The organism is Halobacteriovorax marinus SJ (assembly GCF_000210915.2).
GTDB lineage: Bacteria > Bdellovibrionota > Bacteriovoracia > Bacteriovoracales > Bacteriovoracaceae > Halobacteriovorax > Halobacteriovorax marinus.
In genome coordinates this window covers 1251828-1276500 of the sequence record NC_016620.1, presented here as the reverse complement: position 1 = coordinate 1276500, position 24673 = coordinate 1251828, and the positions used below count along the sequence as shown (strand labels likewise).

The 24673-nt window shown below is 37.3% G+C and carries 23 protein-coding genes; 8 read left to right on the top strand and 15 right to left on the bottom strand.

Going from position 1 to position 24673, the window contains the following annotated elements; translation table 11 throughout:
- Position 1 precedes the first annotated feature (1 nt).
- From BMS_RS06245 to BMS_RS06235, 3 genes are read right to left on the bottom strand one after another with little or no spacing between them, the layout of a single operon-like run.
- On the bottom strand, positions 2-1081 hold the full coding sequence (locus tag BMS_RS06245) for a metallophosphoesterase family protein (protein WP_014243958.1): 1080 nt from the start codon (positions 1079-1081) through the stop codon (positions 2-4).
- Positions 1082-2095, bottom strand: a complete 1014-nt coding sequence (locus BMS_RS16830) for a GGDEF domain-containing protein (RefSeq protein ID WP_014243957.1) — start codon at positions 2093-2095, stop codon at positions 1082-1084. It lies immediately after the preceding gene.
- On the bottom strand, positions 2092-4725 hold the full coding sequence (locus BMS_RS06235; protein WP_014243956.1) for a surface protein: 2634 nt from the start codon (positions 4723-4725) through the stop codon (positions 2092-2094). The genes BMS_RS16830 and BMS_RS06235 overlap by 4 nt, the downstream gene beginning before the upstream one ends.
- Before the next feature lie 177 nt (positions 4726-4902).
- Here BMS_RS06235 and BMS_RS06230 point away from each other — a divergent pair, with 177 nt between their 5' ends.
- The 3 genes from BMS_RS06230 to BMS_RS16825 are packed head-to-tail and all read left to right on the top strand — an operon-like array spanning position 4903 to position 7029.
- Positions 4903-5943 (top strand): L,D-transpeptidase family protein, encoded by a 1041-nt coding sequence (locus BMS_RS06230; RefSeq protein WP_014243955.1) that lies wholly within the window; start codon positions 4903-4905, stop codon positions 5941-5943.
- Between the two features lie 2 nt (positions 5944-5945).
- Positions 5946-6671, top strand: coding sequence for a hypothetical protein (locus BMS_RS06225; protein ID WP_014243954.1), 726 nt, complete (start codon positions 5946-5948; stop codon positions 6669-6671).
- A 1-nt stretch (position 6672) separates the two neighbouring features.
- A complete protein-coding gene (locus BMS_RS16825; RefSeq protein ID WP_014243953.1) occupies positions 6673-7029 on the top strand; it encodes a bactofilin family protein in 357 nt (118 codons plus the stop codon).
- A 25-nt stretch (positions 7030-7054) separates the two neighbouring features.
- Here BMS_RS16825 and BMS_RS06215 read toward each other — a convergent pair whose 3' ends face one another.
- Positions 7055-8419, bottom strand: a complete 1365-nt coding sequence (locus BMS_RS06215) for a M16 family metallopeptidase (protein ID WP_162137845.1) — start codon at positions 8417-8419, stop codon at positions 7055-7057.
- A 14-nt stretch (positions 8420-8433) separates the two neighbouring features.
- Complete coding sequence (locus tag BMS_RS16820; RefSeq protein ID WP_014243951.1) at positions 8434-9816, bottom strand: M16 family metallopeptidase; 1383 nt, start codon at positions 9814-9816, stop codon at positions 8434-8436.
- Positions 9817-9910: 94 nt separating this feature from the next.
- Between BMS_RS16820 and BMS_RS16815 the strand changes: the two genes are divergently transcribed.
- On the top strand, positions 9911-10726 hold the full coding sequence (locus BMS_RS16815) for an MBL fold metallo-hydrolase (RefSeq protein WP_014243950.1): 816 nt from the start codon (positions 9911-9913) through the stop codon (positions 10724-10726).
- A 91-nt stretch (positions 10727-10817) separates the two neighbouring features.
- Complete coding sequence (gene ald / locus BMS_RS06200; protein WP_014243949.1) at positions 10818-11924, top strand: alanine dehydrogenase; 1107 nt, start codon at positions 10818-10820, stop codon at positions 11922-11924.
- A gap of 33 nt (positions 11925-11957) precedes the next feature.
- Here ald and BMS_RS06195 read toward each other — a convergent pair whose 3' ends face one another.
- Both BMS_RS06195 and BMS_RS06190 read right to left on the bottom strand, forming a co-directional pair.
- Complete coding sequence (locus BMS_RS06195; protein WP_014243948.1) at positions 11958-12347, bottom strand: hypothetical protein; 390 nt, start codon at positions 12345-12347, stop codon at positions 11958-11960.
- On the bottom strand, positions 12329-14908 hold the full coding sequence (locus BMS_RS06190; RefSeq protein ID WP_014243947.1) for a transglycosylase SLT domain-containing protein: 2580 nt from the start codon (positions 14906-14908) through the stop codon (positions 12329-12331). The genes BMS_RS06195 and BMS_RS06190 overlap by 19 nt, the downstream gene beginning before the upstream one ends.
- A gap of 112 nt (positions 14909-15020) precedes the next feature.
- Here BMS_RS06190 and BMS_RS06185 point away from each other — a divergent pair, with 112 nt between their 5' ends.
- Both BMS_RS06185 and BMS_RS06180 read left to right on the top strand, forming a co-directional pair.
- Positions 15021-16820 (top strand): phospholipase D-like domain-containing protein, encoded by a 1800-nt coding sequence (locus BMS_RS06185; RefSeq protein WP_014243946.1) that lies wholly within the window; start codon positions 15021-15023, stop codon positions 16818-16820.
- The gene (locus BMS_RS06180) at positions 16820-17869 is read left to right on the top strand and encodes a hypothetical protein (RefSeq protein WP_014243945.1); all 1050 of its coding nucleotides are present in this window, start codon (positions 16820-16822) and stop codon (positions 17867-17869) included. The genes BMS_RS06185 and BMS_RS06180 overlap by 1 nt, the downstream gene beginning before the upstream one ends.
- Here BMS_RS06180 and BMS_RS06175 read toward each other — a convergent pair.
- On the bottom strand, positions 17856-18776 hold the full coding sequence (locus BMS_RS06175) for a trypsin-like serine peptidase (protein ID WP_052590597.1): 921 nt from the start codon (positions 18774-18776) through the stop codon (positions 17856-17858). The two genes, BMS_RS06180 and BMS_RS06175, sit on opposite strands and share 14 nt — an antisense overlap.
- Positions 18777-18970: 194 nt before the next feature.
- On the opposite strand from BMS_RS06175, the gene BMS_RS06170 reads away from it, so the two are divergent.
- The gene (locus tag BMS_RS06170) at positions 18971-19441 is read left to right on the top strand and encodes a flagellar basal body-associated FliL family protein (protein WP_014243943.1); all 471 of its coding nucleotides are present in this window, start codon (positions 18971-18973) and stop codon (positions 19439-19441) included.
- 43 nt (positions 19442-19484) lie between these two features.
- Here BMS_RS06170 and BMS_RS06165 read toward each other — a convergent pair whose 3' ends face one another.
- The 7 genes from BMS_RS06165 to BMS_RS06135 all read right to left on the bottom strand — a co-directional run bounded on the left by BMS_RS06165 (position 19485) and on the right by BMS_RS06135 (position 24545).
- Complete coding sequence (locus BMS_RS06165) at positions 19485-19676, bottom strand: hypothetical protein (RefSeq protein ID WP_014243942.1); 192 nt, start codon at positions 19674-19676, stop codon at positions 19485-19487.
- Positions 19677-19749: 73 nt separating this feature from the next.
- Positions 19750-20481 (bottom strand): rhomboid family intramembrane serine protease, encoded by a 732-nt coding sequence (locus tag BMS_RS06160; RefSeq protein WP_014243941.1) that lies wholly within the window; start codon positions 20479-20481, stop codon positions 19750-19752.
- Positions 20482-20483: 2 nt separating this feature from the next.
- A complete protein-coding gene (gene mce / locus BMS_RS06155) occupies positions 20484-20900 on the bottom strand; it encodes a methylmalonyl-CoA epimerase (RefSeq protein WP_014243940.1) in 417 nt (138 codons plus the stop codon).
- 1 nt (position 20901) lies between these two features.
- A complete protein-coding gene (locus tag BMS_RS06150; protein ID WP_014243939.1) occupies positions 20902-21222 on the bottom strand; it encodes a hypothetical protein in 321 nt (106 codons plus the stop codon).
- 32 nt (positions 21223-21254) lie between these two features.
- Entirely contained in the window at positions 21255-23162 is a 1908-nt protein-coding gene (locus tag BMS_RS06145; RefSeq protein WP_014243938.1) for a hypothetical protein, read from the bottom strand.
- Positions 23163-23382: 220 nt separating this feature from the next.
- Positions 23383-24003, bottom strand: a complete 621-nt coding sequence (locus BMS_RS06140) for a hypothetical protein (protein ID WP_014243937.1) — start codon at positions 24001-24003, stop codon at positions 23383-23385.
- Positions 24003-24545: an asparaginase domain-containing protein gene (locus tag BMS_RS06135; RefSeq protein ID WP_014243936.1), complete on the bottom strand. Its 543-nt coding sequence runs from the start codon at positions 24543-24545 to the stop codon at positions 24003-24005. Before BMS_RS06135 ends, BMS_RS06140 begins: the two co-directional genes overlap by 1 nt.
- Positions 24546-24673 lie beyond the last annotated feature (128 nt).

Here is a 24673-nt window from a genome sequence, read left to right as displayed (position 1 = left end):
TCTACATAGTAGAGATTTCAGAAGTAAACGGTCTCCACTTACCTTGCCATACATTTAGGGAGCCCTGTCTAAGGGTAGAGCTCTCTTTATGAATATCTAACATGCAGTAAGTAAGACATGTTGAATCTTGATGAAGACCAGCATCAATAGATGGGATTGGATTCCATGTCCCAGTGTTAAAGTAGTACTTACCCTCTGGAAACCTTCTCCACTCTTGTAAATGAGTATGCCCCATAATTACGGTATGTAGTGAAATATTTCTCTTTAGAATACTCTTTGCTTTCTTCTCATAGCGTGGATAAATCGTAATTTGCTTTAGAATTTTTAGTGACGTTCTAAAATTTCTATTGTCCTTGATATAAGTATCAAAGTTACTTTCTATTAGATACTTAATGACAATAATGGACATTTTTATAAAGAATGCAAAATCGTGAATGAGACACCACTTAATATAAGAACTCATTGGGCGAACTTTATCTAGATAAGGTCTCTCTTTTTTAAGTTGAGGCAAAACCGATATACAAAATAAACTCCCCCATGGAAGATTGACAATTTTCTTTCCACTTGGACCTGTTGAGTAGTAACGATCTTTTGGTACTGAGTTTATTGCCTCAAAGCGATGTCCATGTTCAACATGCACACCATGAGTTTCAAGTACGTGACAGTAGTTAATTCTTCCATCCACTCTCACATCGAGTCTCTTCTGTGGAAGCTCGAAATCCATTGAAGCGTCATGGTTACCGATGACATAGGATATTTTCTTATTAGGTGCTGATAGAAAGAGTTTTAATGCATCAAAGAATATCGGGTGCCCCTCAATAATTTTTTTTAGAGCTAAATCGGCCTTTTTCTCATCTATTATATAAGTAAATACCCCTTCAAAATCAATTTGAATAAGATTTAAAATATCTCCATTAAGAACTAGGTGAACTTCCATTGAATAGTATTTATCACTGGAGTAAAACTCACAGAATTCATAGAATCTCTGATCTTCAAAGAAGTCCTCTAGTATATTAAGTTGACCATTTTTTAGAAATTTACCTTTTCCAAGGTGAAGATCACTAAGAGATAAAATTAACATCTACTCTTCCTCAGTAAACATTTCTCCAGCACAACAGACTTTTCCTCTACCAGACTGCTTGGCCTTATACATCATCTTATCTGCAAAGCTAATAATTTCAACTCTTGTCTTAGCGTCTTCCGGGTATGTTGCCACACCAACAGAGACCGATAGCTTAAAGGTATGTGAACCGTTGATTCCCTTCTCTTCTGAGACGTAGAACTCTTCTTTAGAAATACCATTTAAAATTCTTAGGCCCACTTCTTTAGCATTTTTAGCGTCACACGTTGGGACAATAATCACAAATTCATCACCACCATAGCGGTATGATAAATCACTCTCCCTAACGACTCTCTTAAGTACATTAGCAACATCGGAGAGAAGCTGGGTTCCAACGAGATGACCATGACCATCATTGACACTTTTAAAGTGGTCAATATCTATAAAGATGACCGAGAAGACTTCTCCTGTCTCTTCAAACTTAATGATCGAATCATCAATATCTTTTAGGAATTTTCTTTGATTATAAAGACCTGTTACATCATCAATATGAACGAGTGATTTAAGCTTTTCAGCTTCACTAAATTTCTTAAACTTCTTTGACGAATTTACGAGGTAAGAGACTAGGTAATCTAAAATCTTATCAGGTATTTTCTCAGATGATTTAAAACCTGCATAGAATTCTTGCGAGAATGATTCTCCACATGAGATTACATAGAAGAACTCCCCCTCTTTTGGTGAGATATTCTTCCAGCGCTCTAGCTCTTCCCCTGCTTTTATTTCTTTTTTCAAATGTTTTAATTCACTCTCACTCAAGCCCTGAATAACCTTCTTAGGCTTCCAGATTTGTCTACAACTACGAGAGTCTGGATTCTTTCTATAAACACTAAAGACATTAATTGATGAAGTTGAAAACTCTTTGATCCAAAAGTTATTTAAGAGTTCATAAACTTGCTTAATCGAATCTAATTGATCGCACTCAAAGATAAAATCTAAAAGATTCTTATAATGTATATTTAAATTCTCTTCGCTCAATTCTTATCCAATTCTGTAGAGTTATCTGACTCTAAAACTTCTAAGTCATCTTCAATAAGCTGAATTGATCCTCTTAGCGTTTTCATAATCTTTGCCAATCTCTCTTCCAGCTTAAGCTTATCTTCTCTATGCTTTTGTTCTCTAATTGATGAGTTCTCCATATTAAATTCTAATGAATCAATCTTTCTCTTAAGCTCTAGTATTTTCATATCTCTAGATTGCACTTGAGAGTCAGAGTCCATAACGGCTAACTCTAGCTTACTTTCAAGCTCTTTCTCTCTTTGCTTTACTTGATTAAAATCAATTCTGACCTTCTGATTGAGCCTTTCAAACTCTTTATGAAGAGTCTTATACTTCATTTCAAAGACATCTTTCTTCTCTTGACTCATATTCATTTGGTACTTCATCTCACTTACTTCGTCGTGACTTCTCTTTTTAACAATTTCGATCTCGATCTTTAATTCATCGAGCTCGGCTTTTAAGCCTAAGTTATCTTGAGAGAGTATTTGCTTCTCACTAGTTAGTTGATTAATACTCTCCATGAGCGCTTCACGCTCCTCTCTCAATTGTCTAATTGTACCTTGTAAGCGAAGCATTTCATCTTCGTCATAATTTCTAACAAAGTCTTCGTTTGGAGCACTATAAGATTGAGTAGGAGCAGGATCAGGAGAAGGACTTGTTGCCACAGTCTCTGTAAAGTCATTCTCTGATAATGTAGACACTATAGTCTCAGCAGTATTATCAAAACTAGGAGAATCTAATTCATTAGTTCCTGTTTCTTCACCAAAGAGTAGCTCATCAGCATCATCTTCTTCATCACTTGAGTCAGCAGAGAAATCACTAGTTGTAAGAGTTGAGGTATTGGCAATAACTGTTGGGTTAGTATCTTCCCCTATACTCTCATCAATTGAGCCAAACTCGTCATCATCCTCAATTTCTGAAGTACTAAGTTCACTAGGTGAAAATCCAGATGAAGTTTTATAGTCAAACTCCTGCATCTCATCTTCTTCCTCACTCTCCTGTGCCGCTGCAGAGAAGTCAAACTCACCCGTTGAGTCCTCATTTGCGCTACTCGTATCAGGAGCGACGATAGAGCTAATCGTCGATTCTATATCATTGGATGTATTCGTCCCCATTCCAACATCAAAGGAAGGATCTGTTGAATCACTATCCGCATCAGCACTAAAGTTAAGTTCTTCACTCACTGTCGCAGAGTCCGAACTCTCTTCATCTGACTCGGAAGCGCTAAAGTCAAGAGTGTCATTATCTGAGTCAACACTATCTTCTTCACTCGCTTCATATGATTCATTTAAATCTAATTCGTCATTTTCATCGTCGTCAAATGAAAGACCAGGGTCCTCATCACCCTCTTGAGTATCTTGATTATCAATGACGTCATCTTCTGCAGATAGAGAGAGTCCATCATCAGTATCATCATCAAAACTCATGCCTGCATCTTGAGTCTCCTCAGCATTGCTTTCAAGCTCATCGCTCTCGCCACTAAGATCTAAACCTGCACCTGTATCTTCGGAAAAGTCTAAATCTGAATCAGAAGACGTATCCTGGTTTGAGAACTCCTCTGTTTGAGTTCCATCTTCATCAGCACCTAAATTAAACTCGAGCCCTCCTTCATCTTCATCGTTTGAGAAGTCTAAGTCACTAGCGTCTTCAACAACAGCTTGCTCTGACTCTGTACTCTCCTCTTCATCTGAAGGAATATTAAATTCTAGGCCTTCATTGTTTTCGTCTTCATTAGACATCTTAACCTCTTGTGCAGATGCAACGGCTTCTTGTGCCACATCGTCATTAATATCAAGTGTGGCATCGTTATCAGTAGACTCATTTGAATCTAAATCAAAACTAATTCCATTCTCATCATCTTGCGTTTTACCATCCTCATCAAAACCCTGAGGAGTAATATTAAATTCATCTTCTTTTTTAGTTTCTTCTCTTTCACTACCAAATACGGCGTCGAATTTTCTTTGAATATCATCGTGAACAGGGCCTTGAAAGCCTTTACCACTTGATCTATGTGAGTCGATAACATCGCGAACTTCTTTTGCAACCTGAATAGGACTAGCGTTAAAGTCCATCGCCTCTTCTTCGTCATCTTCATCAACTTCATCACTTAAATCAGCACTCACCTCTACCTCACCAGTCTTATCTTCACTGTCGGCAGAGTTTAATTGATCTAGTAAATCTTTATTAATTCCAATGAAAGTAAGATCTACATTCTCACTCTCTTCACTATTAGACGAACCATCATCGTTTGCTGATTTAAGGGCAATTTCAAAGTCGTTAATGACACCTGTAAGAATTTCAACTGAAAGTGGTTTCGTTAGATAGGCATCACAAGCATCGCTGGAGTTTTGAAAGTCCATGATTTCTTTGATTCCCATCTTCCCGCTTAAGAGCACACTATTTACATTCTCTATAACATTAAATTCTTTTGCGAGTGCCTTACAATTAAGCTCCTCACAATCAAAGTCTAAGAGAACCACACTGTGGTTACTTGATGAAAACTGCTCTTCTACTTCTTCGAGAGAAGTACATAGGCAAGCATTCTCAACCTCTAGGGATGAGAAAAAATTTTTTACGGACTTATCTGTAGTGTAAAAAATGATCTTCATGCTTAGTGTTATATCCTTCCTTCTATGAATGTTTTCATAATTATAATAACTTATCGGTGAGAAAATCTCCAACTAAAGGAAATCGTGTCCCTGTTTAGTTGTAAAATAGGGTAAAATTAGATTAAAATAGTATAACTTACTAAAATTCAAAAAAACCAATTACTTACTGGGTATTATATGACGAAAAATTACTTGAGTTTTATTCTTTTCTTCTTAAGTGTAAACGCCTCTTTTGCAGAGACCTACCTTCCCGCTCAACTACTTATGCTCGATGAGAACTTCTCACATCATGTAGTTCTAGCAGAGAAGTCAACACATACACTTTACTTATTTAAAAATGAAAATGGTAATCCTCAACTAGTTAATAAATATCCAATGGCCACAGGTAAGAAGGCCGGAGATAAACTCTTCCAAGGTGATCATAGAACACCAGAAGGGATTTACTCATTTACTGACTTTCTCACTCATCAAGACCTCCTCAATAGACATGGTAAGCAAGGTCAAATTTATGGAGTTGGGGCCTTTGTAATGAACTACCCAAATCCAATTGATAAGAGAAATGGTAAAACAGGTGGAGGAATTTGGCTTCACTCTACAAATGATGAAACTAGAATTGATAAAGGTCTAGACTCTAGAGGATGTGTGGTTGCTACGAACTCAAACCTCATTGAGCTTTCAAAGTTTATCGAACTCAATAGAACTCCAATGGTTGTCGTTCAAAATATCACTTATCTAGAGAAGTCGACTTGGCTCTCACAAAGAGGAAACTTAAATGACACTCTCGAGAGCTGGCTAACAGGGTGGCAAACTGAAAATAAGGCCCTTTATTTTAAGAGCTATCACCCTTCAGAGTTCTTTGATAAATTCAAAGGGGATTTTTCTAATTTCAAGAAATATAAAACTGCAGTCTTTAATAATCCTGGAAAACCAAGTATTGAAATTGAAGATGTTTCTATCCTTCGCGCAAAAGAGTATGCAGTCATCACCTTTAAACAAATTTATAACTCCAACACTGTCAGCGACGTTGGTAGAAAGTCTCTATACCTAAAGCAGGATGAATTCTACAATTGGAAAATTGTAAATGAAACTTGGACAAAGAGTGGAATTAAAGAAGAAGATGAAGAGAAAGTAGCTTTCCAACCTTCTATGAGATTTTTTAAAAATAATGATCCAGCTTCAATCCTTGGAGCTGATTTCGTTAAAAGAGATAGTAATTAATTATGGCCCATAAACCTGCAAAAATGTCCTTTCTCATCTACGATGACAAAAAGGGACCTGTTTTCTTAAATACTAATAGGTTTGCATTGAAGTTTACCCTCTATGTCCTCCCTATTATCACTGTTCTATCCATTCTTGTGATTATCGCTGGAAGTGTTTACTTCAAGCAAATTAGAGAGATGGCAAGACGTAAAGAGCCAGCAATCATAAAAGAGCTAAAGGCGACAAATGCAGAGCTAAACTCGCAGCTACAGCAAATTAGTGCCCTTAACCAAGAGTTTGAACAGAAGCTCTCAAGCACATCAACTGATGGAGTTAATTTTAGCTCTCTCGCTATGTTTAAGCCTGTCCCTGGTCAAACTGACCTGAGTACAACTCCTGCTCTTACGGTAGATGATATTGACTTTGAGGCAGGAGACAAGAAGCTAAAGATTAAGTTTAATATAATAAATCAAACTAAGAACGGAAGAAAGCTAGCGGGCTATATTCACATTCTTATGAGCTCACCAAGTAAAATTTCCTTCTACCCTATTAAGGAAATTGCGTCAGAAGATATGCTTATTTCTTATAATCAAGGTGAGTCATTTGCCTTTTCGAGGCTAAGAAATGTTGATGCAATATTTGATCTAACTGGCTTTGATGAACATAAAGTACTTTTCAAAATATTAATTTTCTCTAGAACGGGCGATCTACTTCTTAAGAAACTTGTCGCTAAAGATTTAAAGTAATATGGATAATCTAATTTCAATTGAAGAACAAGAATTCACTCTCATTGGTAAGAAGACACGACTAAGTGGTGTCTTTAACTTTAATGGACTGACTCATATAGCAGGAACAATTGAGGGTGATTTAAATATTAAAGACAAGTCTCTTCTAACGATTGAAGAAAGCAGTGAAATTGAAGGTAAGATTAATTGTGCTGATTTGAAAATCTTTGGAAAAGTTAAGGGAGAGATTCACTCCAGTGGCAAAGTCGAGATATTTCCTTCAGGAATTATTCAAGGACTAATTAAGTCTCAAAATCTAGTTATTCATCCTGGTGCGATTATAAATATTGACGGGCATACAACAGGAACTGGCCACTAAAGAGTAGGGCCAGTTCATTATTTCTTTAGAAAAATCTCTTATAATTTACAACTTTTACTTTACCAAAGTTCTTTAAGTCTTTGGCCAAGCTCTTTGGTCCAACGATAACGATCGTTTGATTATTCCAATCAAATAGAGAGGAGAGATTCTTACTAACATCTTCCTTAGAGAATCCTTTTACAATCTTTGGAAAGAGGTAGAGAGAATCATAACTCTTATTAATGTCATCAAAGTTCATTAATTGCTGAAGATAGGCTGAGCTTTTTTCAAACCTAAAAGGAAAGCTTCCTATTAAGGCCCCTCTCGCTCTTTCTAACTCTTCTGAATCAACGCCATTTTCTTTAATATCAATTAAAATATCTTTTACTACATTTATGAGCTCTTCAACTGATTTAACCTTAGTAAAAGTAGAAATAACGGCCCTACCATACTGACGTTGTCCTCCAGCATAAGCGCTAGCCGTGTACGAAAGACCTCTTTTTACTCTAATCTCTCTCATTAATTTTGATGTAAAACCACCGCCAAGAAACTCAGTTCCAAGGGAGTTTAACTCAGAGTTTTCAAACTCCCCTTCATTTAGAAAGCGACCAAATCTCACCTGTGCTTGATTGGCCGAAGGAACAGTTACAAGGTAAATCTCTGGAGACTTAGAGGGCTTCTTCGGAGTATAGTCTACGACTCTCTCATAATCTTCTCTCGCTCCTTTCCATCCACAGTCTTTTTCAATAATTCCCTGTAGCGCCAGAATTGATTTTGGCCCTGTAATATAGATCTTCTTTTTTACCTTTGTATTAAAGTAGTGAAGCTTATCTTTAAGACTCTTTGACTTAATTCCTTTCAAGTCCTTTATTTTTCCACCCACTGGGTAATCGTAAGGTGTTCCTGCTAAAGAGAGTTCTCTAAAGGCAGTAGAAGCGATATGAGAGTGGTCATTAACTATACTCTTTGCATTACTTCTAACGACTCTCTTATACTTATTAATTTCTCTCTTAGTGAAGCTTGCATCTCTAAAGAGGTGACAAATTTTCTTCATCGTTGGACTCATATCCTTTGCAAGACCAGAGACTTCATAGACTGTTGACTCATGAGTCACATACGATCCCCAATTTGCCCCGAAGTACTCTAAGTTGTCTGAGATATCTTTTTGAGAATAGCGTCTCGTACCACTATCTAATAAATTAAACATCATTGAAGTTTCACCCATTCTCTTAGGATGATCAGATAGAGAACCATCAGCGAAATGAATCATAACTTGATACATTGGAAGTCTCTTATCTTCTAACCAAGTTACCTCTATACCATTCCAATCTAGCTTTTTAATTCTATCCTTTCCAAAGCCGAAGGCCTGAAGAGAGCTTGAGAGTGCCAATAAAATAATTAATGCTTTCATTATATTCCCTTTCATTACTTCTTCCCTGCTTTATGCTTATCCCAAACTGATAAGAAAATATATTCGTTGTCATCAAATAATTGGTGACACACTTCTTTCACTTGCTCAGCTGTAATAGATTGATAAATTTCTAATTCTTTCTCATAGAAAGAGTAATCATTGTAGAAATTCTCTCTAAGTCCTACAAAGCTAGCAATTCCACTATTGCTCTGAAGTTGAGAATAATAAGAGATTAGATATTGATTCTTTGTTTTTTGAACAGTTCTATCTGTAATAGCATCGTCACAAGATCTTCTAATATCTTTTAATGCCTTTCTCTTAAACTTAGTTAAATTTGTATTTGGTAGAAGTTCTCCTGTAAAAAAGAAGACTCCATTATTTCTTAAAGTATAATTTGCGACGTTTATCCTACTTAAAATAGGCTTCTTCCCACGTACATACTTTTGATAAAAGTACGAGCTTGAACCATCACCAAAAATCGAACTTAAAATATCCATCACGTAAGCGTCTTTCTCACCAATTTTCTTTCCTTTATAGGCAATAGTAAAAATTGGGATAGGACTCTTACCGTAGAGCTTCACCTCTTGCTTATATCTTGCTCTGTGAGAGTATCTCTCTTCAGAATCCATTTTCTTTTTAAATTCAGCTAGACCATTTGAAGCCTTTAAGTCTCCATACTTATCCTTTACCATCTTATAGACTTCATCGGCCTTAACATCCCCTACAATTACCACTATGGCATTGTCTGGAGTATAGAATTGGTCAAAGAATTTTCTCATCTCAGGAATCTGTAAGTTCTTTACGTCCTGAGCATCACCAATGACCGAGCCACCATAAGGAGTACCCTTAAATACTGATTGCATCATGGCCAAGAATAATTGACCTTTAGGACTATTTTCATAGCGGTACTTTCTCTCTTCAAGAACAACAGCTCTCTCTTTTTCAAAGGCCTTTGGCTCAAGTAGAACGTAGCTCAATCTATCGGCTTCCATATCAATCATGGTCTCTAATGTATGGCTTGGAAGATTTTCATAATAAACTGTCGAATCAAATGTTGTGTACGCATTTGTAGAACCACCATTACTTTCAATAAAAGTATCAAACTTATGTGGTCCATACTTCTTTGCACCCTTAAACATCATATGCTCAAGAAAGTGAGTTGCTCCGGTAGTCCCTTTAGATTCGTAGCGCCCCCCTACATCGAAGAAAGTATAGTACGAGTAAATTGGTAGCTGAGGATTCTCCACAACTAATAACCTAAGGCCATTAGACAAGGTATATTTCTTAACATCAATTTTAAGATCACTTGTCGAGTGAGTCAGTTGGTCCTCTTGCTTTGACATTCCCGAGCAGCCGAGAAGTGAGACCAGAAGAAGCAGAATAATTGTTTTATTCATTGAGATTTCTCCCTATTCTTTTCCAAAAGAATTGGTATAGTTATTACAGACATATAGTTTAAATACTTGAAACTGCAATGACAACTAGAGATCAATGACCAATTTAAAGAATAAAATGACAATTCTGGGATCGGGAACGAGTACAGGTATTCCGATGGTTGGCTGCGACTGCGCAGTTTGCACTTCCACGGTTAAAGAGAATACGAGACTAAGGACAAGTGTCTACCTAGAAACGGCTCAGGCAAGCTCTATACTTATTGATACTACGCCTGATCTTCGCCATCAACTTCTCAAAAATAAAATAAATAAAGTTGACTTCGCATTTATAACTCATGACCACGCTGACCATACACACGGAATTGACGACCTAAGGCCTCTTACTTTTGCGCCTAAGTATACTTCTATTCCCATCTATACTTACAAAAAATGCGCCGCACAACTCACGCAGAAATTCCCCTATATTTTTAAAGCAAAGCAATTGCCCGCCAATATAGGAGGTGGAATTCCAAATCTCCAGTTAATGGAAGTAGATTTATCTGGCCAGCAAAAGATCGGCGCTGAGCTCTTTGAGTTCACCATGTTAGATCACGGCTACACCCAAACTCTTGGAATTATTCACCAGAAAATGGCCTATATAATAGACTGCCACCAGCTAAGTAGCGAGCAAATTGAAGACCTTAGAAAGAGAGAATTAGAGCTTCTCATCATAGACTGTGTGACCAATCACGAGCATAAGACTCACCTATGGCAAGAGCGCACTTTTGAATACATTTCACAGATAGCGCCCAAGAGGGCCGGACTCATTCACATGAATCACGCTCTAGAGCACGAGCAGCTCAAAAAGGACGCGGCGGCAAGCTTCTCATTTGAAGTCTTCCCCACCTATGACGGCCAAGTCTTATATTATTAACATACCCCTATTTTTTGGTTTCAATAACGCTTTTAAATGATTATATTTCAGTAAAAATTTTACTTTTATTACTTAGTTAGGGAGAGGGTTCATGAAAATTGGTGTTCCTAAGGAAATTAAAAATAATGAAAATAGAGTTGGTCTTGTTCCAGGTGGAGTTAGACAATTAGTTCATGATGGTCACGAAGTTTTTGTTGAAAACAATGCTGGTGTTGGTGTTGGTATCGAAAACGAAGAATATATAAAAGCTGGTGCCAAGATTCTTCCTACGTTAGAAGATGTATTTGCTGAATCTACAATGATTATCAAAGTTAAGGAACCTCAAGCGAGAGAGATTGCTTGCCTTAGACCACATCACATACTTTACACTTATCTTCACCTTGCTGCAGATCCAGACCAAACGAAAGGATTAATGGAGTCAGGTTCAACTTCTATTGCCTACGAAACAATTCAACCTGAAGATGGTTCTCTACCTCTTTTAACACCAATGTCAGAAGTTGCAGGAAGAATGGCCACTCAAGTTGGTGCCGCTTACCTTCAAAAAGACCACGGTGGAAAAGGTATACTCTTAGGTGGTGTTCCAGGAACAAGAAGAGCTAAGGTTACAGTTATTGGTTGTGGTATTGCGGGAACAAATGCCATTAAGATGGCGATGGGTATGGGTGCTGACGTAACGGCAATTGACCTATCGACTAAGAGACTAGCTGAGCTAGATGATTTATTTGATAATAGAATCACGACTCTCTTCTCAAATATTGAAAATATTGAAAATAGTGTTCTTTCATCTGACCTTGTTATTGGTGCAGTTTTAATTCCTGGTGCAAAAGCGCCAAAGCTTGTTACGAGAGAGATGATTTCTAAAATGGAAAAAGGATCTGTCGTTGTTGATATCGCTGTAGATCAAGGTGGATGTATTGAGACTTGTAAGCCTACAACTCACCAAGACCCTACGTTTGAAATCGACGGTGTTGTTCACTACTGTGTTGCAAATATGCCAGGTGCTGTAGCTAGAACATCTACATTCGCACTAACAAACGTAACTCTAAAGTATGCAAGAATGATTGCTTCAATGGGTGTTGAAGAAGCTGCAAAGAAAGACGCTGCATTTAGAAAAGGAATCAACGTTTACAAAGGTAATCTAGTTTATAAGCAAGTAGCTGAAGATCTAGACCTACCATACACTGAATTAAATATTTAATTGAATTGGCCCTCCAGATGAGAGGGCCTTTTTTTACCTGCAAAGAACACTTAAGAGAATAAATCCCTTCTTTGCCCCAAAAGGTAACTCTTTCTCTAGCTGCTCTATTTCTTTTATCCCAAAATTACTCATCAGCTCCACTTTAGAATTGAAGCAATTCTCTTTCTTATAATCCTTTGAAGTAAGAATTGGAGAGAGCGCATTCAAGAAGTCTGTTGCGATATAGAAGTCCGCATCACTTAGCTTTGAATTTTCTTTGAGCTTCTTCACTTCTTCGTGAAGAGTTTCAATATTCTTAATCTTCTCACTCTTGCTTTTGAGTTTATAGATCATCTTAATTTTAGAGTCTATAAGATCTTTTACTTCAATTGCCTGTGAAGGAATCGAAATAAGAAAGAAGAAGACTAATAAGTAGTTCCGCATGAATTCTCCTCACCCTTTTCTATTTGTTTCAAGTCTCCATCAATTCCACCAACTCCATTTGAGCCCGGTAAATATCTTGCAACTTCCATTCTTCTAGCATTACCACCACGGTAGCGATGTTTGATTACGTAACTCATATAACTTTTAAAATCATCATTACTAAAGCCTGAAAAACCTGAAACATTTCTTCTCGATCCATTAGGATCATTATTGCTATTTAATGCCTCAATATTTCCGGCCTTAATTTTTTCAACTAGTCTCTCAAAAGGAGCACTTATTCCTGCAACTCCACCATTATAAGACCAGCGAGCAAGAATAATTGAAAAGTCATTTAATTGCTTTTCATTCATTCTAAGATTACTTCTTCTATTTTCTTTTTCTAGCATATATCTAAAGTACTTCTTATTATACATATAGAAGATCGTCGCCATGTAGAAGCCTTCATCAGGGTTCTTAGGAGCACACAATCTAATATTCTCTCTATCTCTTAGATATTCATTCGCTGCCCTCGCACTACTCTTTGCTGAGCGAGGTAGAGTCATTGGATTATTATAAATATCTTGTAGCCCTTTACACTCAGGATTATTTCCAGTCATCTTATCTTTAAGGTCTGAGAGAAAGTAGCCTGTAAGCCTACTAATTTTCTTCTCTCTAGCAGGACTATCTTCGTAGGCCCTATAGCCCTCTTTAGAAGAGAGAGCACTAGCATAGCTTAAAACACTAGAGTTTGAGCGAATCATATCTTTCGCCTGATTTAACTTATTATAAAAGTCTAAATAATTCACCGGAACAATTTGTCCAACACCTAGTGCAAAAGTAGGACTAATTGTCTTTGGTTGAAAGTGTGACTCATGATTTATAATAGGAAAAATTTCCTTTGGATCAATACCAAGACACTTACTCATATCAACAAAGCGATCAGCTAAGTGAGTTGATAGCTCCTTTGAAGCGCAGGCCTTAGGTGCTTTACTTAGAAGATTCCAGCCAGCAAATTTTCGTTGACCATTACTGGTACGATATCGGGCCTGTCGAATTCTTCTAGGAATAATATTACCGTTACTATCTTTAGAACAGCTTGGATTAGAACTTCTATTTGTACCGTGTCTCAAACTAACTGAAATACACTTTGCATATCTCTTCTTTTGAGGCTCTTCTAGAATTGCGTTCATATCACCGTTAGAGAGATTTAACTCTCTATCCATATAATCATTTGCCGCTAGTGTATTGCCTCTATTATTCTTTGTGGCCCTAGTCCTACAAGTCTGCCATTCAATATCACCTACCTCGGGAATATTTTCTTCACCCGTATCAGTTGTATCGACACAGTCATAGTCTGGTTCAACTTGCTCTAGGGAATCACTCACCTCTCCATCAGCAATAATTCCAACGGCAGTAGTAAGATGATTAATACTTAATTGTGCATTATCATTCAATTCATCTAAATCTTCATAGGGGATTCTGTACTCCCACTTCTCGCCATTTCTCTTAACGATATAATCACCATTTCTATGTTTTCCAACAACTGTAATCTCATCACTAGGGCTAAAGCGGTATCTCTTCCCTGTTCTTCTTCCGTAGGCGTGCACATCAGTATTATCAGAGAGCTTGAACTTCACGCCAGCATCTAGCTTTATCGACTCACTTGGTGCCTCAACTTCAGTAAGGAAATCTGGATGAAGATTTGAAGGAAATGTTAAGACTTGTGGTTCATATATTTTCTTATTTAAACTTGATTCCTCTGGAAGTTCTAGAACTTCTATTGCACATGTAAGACCAATTTTATTAACTCGAATTATAGAACCTTTTGGAACCCCTAAAGTCTTCTTATCGTTATTTGTTACATGAATATAGCGATCTATCTTAAAAGTTTTTCCAACGTCAGGACACCCTGTATATTCAGCGGCAACCTCAACCCCTTCGGATAACTCCTCCTCATCTATATTTTCTTCTTCATCATTTTCTGCTAACTTTCTAATCAACTCGTCTAGGCTATTGTATTCATAGCCAGTGCTCGTCGTTAGTGGAGACTTACTCTTTGTAGTATCTACAAAGACAGTATCAGATAGAACATCATTATTTAGGTACTCCATGTAAGTACTATTTCCAAGAATGGCCTCACCTTTAACTCCACTCTTAGAGTTAACAATTTCTATCTTTCTCTTCCACCCATCTATATTTAGAACTTTAATTTCATCCCCTGGAGATAATTGTATCTTTTCTCCATTGGGCAATTGTACTTCAATAGGCTTTGTGAGATAGCTGCTCTTCTTCTCTTGCATAATTGTGACAAGATTATTATCTCCCAAGTGTTCTTTATAAGTCCTCTCCCCTAGGTATGCATCACCAACACTTACGCCGTCAGCGATTGAAGAAATAACTTTAACATGTCTCTTCCAGCCATCATTTTCTTTAATTTGAATTAAGTCACCTGCGCGCAGGTAGATAGTTTCTTCATTTTGAATAATTTGAACAACACCATCACTTTTAACTGAAACAAACTCAGAATTAGCAAGGGCCTGGGTACAAAGAAGTAAATGAAGGAAAAATATAATTATTTTCATGGGTTATTTATCGGAAATAAAGACCGAGAACTTTAGTATTATGTTCTGTTTTCAATAGAATAAAAACAGTGTCTTAGCTAAACTTTCTAATCTATTTTGCCGATAAAAGAGCATGAGATTCATAGTCGCTATATTTCTTATATTCACCAGTATAGTCATTCATCACGATTATCAGCGCTTTAATACAAAAGAGAAGAGAAACCCTTCTTCTGTATTAGGTGAATCTTGCTTTGATCATGCCAATAATATTATTCAAAATGAAGTATGGCGCTCTAGAAGTGTTGATAAGCTTATTCAAGAAAGAGCAGAGCTTAGAGAGTATTATTCAAATTTTAAAAGCTCTATTGATGATTTTAAGAAAATAAAAGATGAGGCACAAAGAGCTCAAGTGAAACTACTCATAGACGGCGAGACCTCTCTTGCTGCCAAGATTGGTCTTATTAGAAAGGCCAAGAATACATTAGATATTTCCTACTATATATTTGAAAATGATGAAGTTGGAAATATTATGTTAAATGAGATTCGTAAGGCCATTAAAAGAGGTGTTAATGTCCGCTTCCTAGTAGACTCGACGACGGCAATGAATTTCAATCTCTTTGATGATCAATATAAGACCATCATGGCATTAAAGAAATTATCTCAACATAGTAAGAAGATGGGAAATGCTGAAGTTGTAATCTTTAATAACTTCTTCAACCCAAGAAAAGCAATTGAGCAGTTTATTAATAGAGTTAGAAATCTTTTTCGCGACGAAGCTCATCAAATTCCAATTAGTAAATCTACTGTCAACAGAAGGCTTCACGATAAGATCATTCTTATCGATGCAGAAGATCCGAACTCTTCTATGGCCATTATAGGTGGAAGAAATATAGCAAACCACTACCACACTCTCGACTCCTTTCGAGGAGAAGATTTTGAGTTTGAAGATATGGATGTACTCATTAAAGACACAAAAGATGTCTCACAAAGAATTGAAAAAGAATCTTTAAACATGAAGATTCAATCTTACTTTGATAAAATCTACTACCATGTAGGAAATAATCACTTAGCAGACGCACTGGTAAGACTTAGAAGAAAAATCTATAGAAAAGAAATTCAAAGAATGAGTCGTGTGAGCAGAAAGACATTAAATGCGAATCCTGACTTTAAGGCCAGAGTAGATGAAATGATTGAAGGCGACTTCTTTGAAGAAGGATTTGATTCTGGCATGGTTCGCATAGTAAATGAAATTCAAAATATTCATTCACCCTGGGGAAGAGTGAGATATTCTTCACTAAATGAAATAAACCCCAACTCACTGTCCAAAGAAGTTTCTCAAATGTTAGATGAGGCTGAGGAAAGTATCGATATCGTTACACCATATCTCCACTTAACAGATAAGGAAGTTAAAAAACTTCACCACTGGCTCTCACAGGACCCAAGAAGAAAACTAAGAATTGTCACGAGCTCAATAGTAACTAACGACACTTTGGCTTCCCAGGCCCTTATCGATGGACAGCTAATGCCCAAACTCCTAGATCACGGAGGCAAGGTAAAAGAGGGTCAACTAGATATACTTCTTTACGGAAGAGTTGATGACGTCCTTCTTGGTGGCGATAAAGACTACGGAAAACTTCACGCTAAATTTGTCGTTGTTGATCAAAATAAAAGTATGGTCATGACCTCCAATTTAGACCCTCGCTCTAGATCATTAAACTCCGAGATCGGCGTTCAAATAACGGGTTTAAATAAGAAGTCTGAAGTGGCAAAGCAATTATCAGAAAGAGTTGATTATTTAGAGGAAATTAGTCATAGGTACGGATCAAAAGAGTGGCAAGAAATAAACTCTAGTCCAAATGTACAATGGAAGCTTCTAATGTCCAAACTCATCCACTTTATTGTTGAAGGCCTTAACTTAGAGAGAAATATATAATGAGTAAATTCTTCTTTATTAGTATTTTTCTTTGTCTCGTCTCTTGCAGCTTTAGCACAAAAAGAGAAGTCTATAAAAAGAAATTAGACGCCCATCAGCTGACAAAAGTTTCGGCCTGGCAATGGACTCAGAACTACAATCTTGAAACAAAGGTAACAACAAAGCTGAGCGATCATGAAGAGGAGTTACTTGAGATTTTAAAAGGGGCCCATAGCCTCTATCCTGCGAAGGGCTTTACTCCTTCTGGAATTGATGACAATAGCTTTCAGCATATCTTTCGCTATACAATCTTAACTCTTCCAAGAGAGTTGAAAATATTTTTAAATAATCACATCAAGAAAATTTTTCTAGTAAAAGGTCTTGGTGTCGCCACTCTTACCATCCAGTTAGAGAGTGATGAGAAAGAAAATTCAGGTAAGTTTATTAGTTTCTTAGATATAGATGTTTTAAATCAAAAGATTAATGATTGGTATAAATGGAGAGAGTCCACAGCCTTTAAAAAGGATGAAGAATATAGCTATAAACCTTACCTCTCTCATGAAAATACTGTCGTTAATACATCTCAAATGGCGCTAGCTTATCTTAGTGCTATTATTTTAAATTGGAACCCAGAGTATTTTCCAACCTCAAGGGAGGCCTATTTTCTAAACCCTAATAGATATAAGTTTTTAAATACCTCTTGGAAGATAAAGAATGGTCTTGTTTCACCTATCTATCACGATCTCTTAGAAGACCTTCACTATTTAAGATACTACTCCAAGGGAGAACCTCTCTTTTCAACTAAAGAGCAATCAATATTTTATAAAGAAATTGAAAAGACGGGATTTGTAAATCTCTTCTCACTCATGGGAAGTTCGAAAGACTTTATTGAAAGTATTGCTAATTATATTTACGTAGAGAAGTTCAAGCACCCCTACTCAATTGATTTCTACGAAAAAGAAAAGCTCATCGGAACATTTGAATCATGTTGGCAACAAGTTCGCTGCCAACACAAGAGAGATATAATAGAAGAAATCTTAAACAAAGAGATTTATCTTATAACTCGCTAGCTATTTGCTTATAGACAAAAGGCATTCTCATTACATCCTCGCCTACTTGAAAACCACCACGGTAATCACAATTATTACCATTATTATCACAGTGATTAACTCGACGACAGTACTCTCTCTCATCCATTAGGGCATCAGTTTTCCCACGAACTAAGATTCCTTCAACCTCTCCAGACTTTTCATTAAAAACAGCGGAACCAGAGTTTCCTTGAAAAGTATCTAGAGCTGCAGTGAAGAAGTACTTATCCTTATTTCTCATAATACGTCCCCCTCTCGTAACTTTTGTTGGTAGGCCCCAAGGTGTACCAATAACGACTAGAGATGAGCGCTCAGAGATCTTCTTAGATTTATTAATCTTAAGAGGACGTTTATTTAATTTCTTTTCTAATTTAATGGCCGCAAAATCAATTGTTCTATTCATTGTGGCCTTAAGGACTTTTTTACAGAGAACAACATTCTCTTTGCTCACTTCAATATTGCGAGTATTTAAGAACTGCGTAGCTTGATATCCAAAGACCCAGGCGTACTTTCCTGACGAGCAAATATCTGCCATTTCTCCAGTTGCGCAATGACCTGCCGTTAGTAGGATATCTTTTTCGACTAAGAAGCCTGAGCAAGTTGAGATATGCACCTGTTCACGAAATCTAACATCTTGGCAGAGATTAAGGTTCTCACCCATCGTAGTCTGTGCATTTTCTGCGATTCTGTACACGCCTTTTGAGCTATCATATTCTAATCGATCAAGGGCAATGAGCGCGGCAGTGGATTCGGCGAGCACCTTCCACTTTCTATTGGCCGAATAGACCTCAGATCTTCCATCAACACCATAAATAACTTTCTCACTTGCCTGTGTCTCATTTTGGAACGAGATAAAGAGCAAGCATACAACTGTAATCAACTTCAACATATTTAACATCTCTAAGCTTGAGTTTTAGTGGAAAACTTATGTATCGCACCAAACGCAATGTTTCAAAATGTCATTTCTTGCAATATCTTACATTTCATATTTTCAATAGATTAGCCCTATGAAGAGGAAGAGTTTTCAAGGCTTTATCGAATTTAAGTAAACTGATAAAATAAGAGTGATAAGGAGCCCTTAGCATGACGGGAAATAAGCTCGCAGACAATATCATTCTCATACTCTCTTTCTTGGCCACTGCCGTTTGTGTAGGTGTCTTTGTATTTACCGAGATGATTTACCAAAAGCCACTGCCAAGTGAGCAAGTCGAATTGCAAAGACTTATGAGCGACAATAAGAAGAAGGCCTTTCCCGCCCCGTTTAAGCTCGACTCGCTGATAATTAACCTAAATTCGCGCAAGACGAGACTTCGTTTCTTAAGCGTCGAAACACAACTCGTCCCATTTAATCACGATAGCGATGACAAATTTGAGAGTTACCGCTCAATGATCAATGACTCTATAATTGATATTGCTGGAAGAATGACTGCAGAAGAGCTCAATAGCATATCTGGAAAAATTCTACTGGAAGAGAGAATTAAGAAGTCTGTAAATAAATTAATGGGAAAACAATTTGTAAAAGGTGTGCTCTTTACTAAATTTGTTATTCAATAAGAAAAGTAAAGGCCTTCGTCGAATGGAAGGCCCTAAATGAGATTTATTCTACTGTAACTGATTCAGAAGAGCTATTTCCTTCAACCTCTTCAGTTGTCGTCATATTTGCTCCATCATCTGGTAAACTATTAAGAAATTTCTCAACTTCAGCAGCGCTAAGCTTCCCTTCAGCAACAAGCTTGTCTCTTAATCTCTTATCTAACATTTTATCTTCTAAGGCCTTACTTAGTCTCATATTTACCTCTAAAATTAGTTAATGAATGCGAATTAAAGAGCAATCTAACACTTTTTAACTCAATCCGTAAAGATTATTGCCAGTATTTTGGTGGCTTTTCATCCTCATCTTTTACAATTCTCAGCTTGGCCTTGCTTTTTGGTCTCGCTGTACGCTGTTTTTCGGCCCTTTGCATAATTCCCTTCCACTTAGGCGAGGAAATCAAGTGCATCCAGCCATATCCAAAGGCCATGGCCCCGAGGTGTCCCCAAGCTAGAACTTTTCCAGGAGTGAAGAAACCATTAAAGAGAAGCATTCCCACTAAGATCATACAAAAGTACTTGGCCCTCATTGGAAAGATAAGCATAAAGGTAAAGATTCTATCTGGATAGAGAACAGCATAGGCCAAACAAAGTGCAGAGCCAGCTCCGTGCATCCCATAGAGCGGATACCCAAATAAACCTGTATCAGATAGAAATACTGTCGCAACCAGTAAGTAAACTAAGCCTGCTCCAATTGTAGAGGTCACTAGAAATGCAATATACCTCTTTACTCCCCATTGGGACTCCAACTCGCTTCCGATAAACCAAAGTAGAAGACCATTGAAGAGAACATCAAAAATTCCACTCGCTATAAACGGATAAGTTACGATCTCATAAATATGACCAGAGAAGAACATGGCCGGAGAGAGTCCGAGATAGGCCACAAGCCCAGCACCCGATGTTGCCTTTAAGATACTCGATAAAAGAAAGAGCACTCCCATAACAATGAGAATAATCTTATTTACTTTTGTGAGTGTCGGAATTTGGATCTGTGTTTGATTCATTGTTATGCCTTTTTCTGAGAGACCTCAACTAATACACCACCCGTTGATTTTGGGTGAATGAAATTTACGAGACAGTTATTTGCACCATTGATCGGTTGTTCATTTAAAAGTGTGTATCCCTTTTCTCTTAGCTCATCACACTTTGCGACCACATCTTTTACTTTGAAACATAAGTGATGGATTCCCTCACCCTTTTTCTCTAAAAATTTATGGATAGGTCCATTTTCGCCGTAAGGGCATAGTAATTCAAGGTGAGCATTTTCATCCATTTGGGCAAAGGCCGTTGTCACACCTTGAGACTCAACTACCTCTCTTTTAGTCGAGAAGCTTAATCCCATATCTTCCCAGATCCTCTGAGACTTATCTAAGTCTTTTACTGCAATAGCTACGTGGTCTAAAACACAATCTTTCCCTATCATTCTACTCTCCCTCTTTTTCGTAGAGATCTTTTAAAATTAAATCTAGCATTATTTTGACTCTTATCTGATCATCTGTAACTTGATCAAATGACTCCCAAAATTCTGCATTAATTTTCTGATCTAAAATCTTTTGCTCTCTCGCACCTATTAACTTCAAAATAGATCGAATTTGCGTATGTGAATATTCTTGTAAATCTTTCTTTCGTTGTTTCATGAGAAATTCAGATGACTTTAAATACTCAAGCTCCTTCAGTTCAGCATTATTAAATAATGGAGTTTGAGCATGCGCTAGCATCACAAATGTCACAATAAAATTCATCATTGTGACATTCTATAAGATAATCCACAGATTTTCTAATTGAATGTTGGAGGATCTATTGCGTCAGAGCAATCCGGGTTTTCAGGATCAAAAACTGGCACAGGTGGAATCTCTGGAGGTGTACATAAACCATTTGTACAGTCTCCAAAAGTTGGAACATTATAACATCTAAGTGCACATGTAGGTTGACCAGTATTGTCTGCACCTGTCTTAACAATAAAGCAATTAGGTACATTCTCTTGTCTACACCACTCCTTAGCGACACAACTCTGTCCAGGAGACTTAGAGCAAAATACTTGTTGATCATCAGTATTTAAATGAACAGCACAGCTACCTGTTGTTTGATTACAACAAATACTTGAACATTCATAATCAGACTGACAACTCTCACCAACGCCCTTATTACCTACAACAGGTACATCTTCCAAACACTGGCTCACTAATTCTTTAGACCAACATCTATTATTAAAACAACATTCACTTCCACCACAAGTTTGACTTGAAGAACAAGTCTTCATTGAAGTGTAGAGAACTTCTTGACCACGGTAGTCTGTAAGACTAGGTCTGATAAGTTGAAGAACAATATTATTAGATTGAGTAATAATAACTTCTTGTCCATTCACATCTCTACTAAAGAGCTCAACTCTCGCTGTGACATTACATGAACTGATCCCCTCTTGTGTTGTGGAATCGTAATTTGTGGCCCTAATACTACAACCAAATAAGTAATCGGACTCACCACTTGCAGTGAGAACAGAAGTATCAAATGATGTTCCTACAAATGGAGTCTCTGATCCGATGTACTCTACACCTGACTGTAGATCCATCTTACCGGCCCTAGGAAAGAGAAAAGACTCGTATCCATTTACGCCAAATGACTTCTTATAAATTCCCGTTGGTGCTGTAGAGGCATCCGTATCAGAATAGATCGCCGCTCCAGAGATTTGCCAACTGGCCCTATCAATATCTCTATAAGGACCATAGTATGTGTAACATTCTTCTCCAGCGACATCACCACAAACACCGCCGTTAACATCAACCTTTACTCCATAGCCAAAACCACCTGGAAAAGTCACACCAAGTACATTCTCATTAATCGTTTGATTAACAGTATCTGGTAGACATCTCTTGATTGAATTTGAAAAAGGTTCAGACTGATAGTCATTACTTGAAAGTGCTACGTGTGGCTCTGTTGGAGAGAAAGGAAGAGACGCTGTATCAGTATCGTAGTAGAGACCGATGTCTTCAATTCTTGCGTATGTATACTTACAAACTTCGCCAGCAGTATCACACGCACTATTTCCAACTCCACTTTCAAAAGTTTTATCATCTTTAGCATTTAGACCACGACAATAAAGACCTGGATCTCTAGGGTCACTTACAATATCAGTAAGTCCACCTACACGTCCCTCATCTGCATACTCATTATAATCAAAGAGATTGTACGAGAGTCTAATATCTTCAAATGGATGGTTATTCATATCTAAGATCACAACTTCCACATCAGTTTGTGGCGTGATCCCAGGAGCTCTACCAATTGTTGCTGGAACAGTTATAGGCTCATACTCTTTTCCAAAAACAAAACGCGCGTAAACTAAGCGGTCTGAAAGTGATGAAATATTTAAACCTGAGAGATAGAGTAATCCCGTGAAGTTCTTTGGAAGTGTTAACTTTTTCTTATATGTTCCATCGAAGGGATCAACAAGATGCATGAGTTCGACCTGTGATCCAATAGAGACTCCAGAGTCATTTCCAACAGTATCACCACTACCTGGTGCTGAACCAGAGTTTCCACCAGTGTCTCCACCGCTTCCACCTGTTATATCTGTCGTACTATTATTGGCAAAACGAGACTTTCTAGACGAGCCACCCTCTCCTACACATGAAGTGAATAGGAATACACTTAGGATGATTAATGTTAACGTTCTCTTTGTCTCTGCCATGAAACTTGTCCTCTAATCTTGAGTTCTCACTGACTTATCGACTGTAAGTATTTAACACTTAAATCTTTCTCTTATTTTAAGCTGTTATGGAGCTTGAGAGGCAAAGTTTTACCCTTAATTTCAACACGCTACTACTTTCGGGTAGTTGAAGATTTTATATTCAGAAAAGAATATTTAGAAGTACGTGATTAATTGACTTTTTTAGTGGGCAAAAGAGCAGTTAGGCCCGCAATTTCTTATAAAGCTCAATGGATACTAGGAAAAAGAAGAGATCAAATGCGACGATAAGGGCATTGAAGCCCACCAGCACTATGAGTTCAAGTTCACCTGATAGAGCAGCTTCTTTTACGTAACCAAGAAGTAAGAGATCTAGGATCATGAGAAAAACGAGGCTCAGAGAAACGGCCAAGACCGACCAAGGAGACTTCTTAGTCATTTCCCTACTCTTAGAAAAGTAGGACTCGCACTCCACTCCCTCGAGCGCTAAGATTGGCGCAAAGTAAAAGAAAGTTAAAATATAGAGTCCGGGAATGATGAGCACCAAGGCACCCAATAAGTAAAAGAGTGAGTAAAGAATATTTACGCGAAGATAGACAAAGAAGTTTAAGAAATTAAATTTCTGCAAACCCAAGAGTCTTCCTAAAATAAGCGCATAGAATACACAGCTTCCAATAACCTCAAAGAGGCCAAAGAGAAATTTCTCCATGTCACTTGTATTAAAAAGGTCTCTACACAAATCTATTAAGATTGAAAAAAAGAGAAGGCCTATAAGAAGAGAGAGATGCTCTCTACACTTTTTTAAATAATCGCTTCGTGAACTCTTTAGAACTTGAGCCAGCATTAAAAGGCCTCAAAAGTTTTCTTATCCCTATTCTTTCGAACTCCAGGTACAGAGAAAACTCTATTGTGAAAAGAAATATATACTCCAGGCTTAAGTAACTTTGAGGCCAATAGAGCTTCAGTTACATTTTGTCTGGCGTCGCTATCATCAAAGCCCATAGGCTTCATAGCTCCTGTAAAAACAATTGGACTCGTGATATTTTTTAACTCTTCAAAACAATACTCAGCAGTTTTGGCCATAGTATCTGTTCCGTGTAAAACAATGATGGGCCATCCCTTCTCCAATTGAACCTTGAGAGACTTTGCCACAAGTGCCCTATCGTAGTCCGTCATATTCAGAGAGTCTTTAGCGAGAATCGAATGCACATGAAGCTTCGTATAAGGCATCCTCAACTTCTGTAAAATAATATGTTTTATGATGCTGTCTTTATTCTCTAAAGATCCATCGTACTCATCATAAGACTTTTCAATTGTGCCTCCTGTCGTAAGGACAATTACATCTTGCGCAATATTTAATACATCATTTTCAATATCTGCTGTCATAGAAAAACCATATTATTTCAATAAGTTATACATATAAATTAAAAGTAATTTGAAAGCTCCCTATATATCGCTCAAAAAGTACACCTTTGTAAAGAAAGTGCCCTTGACGCTGGAGAATTTACAACCAT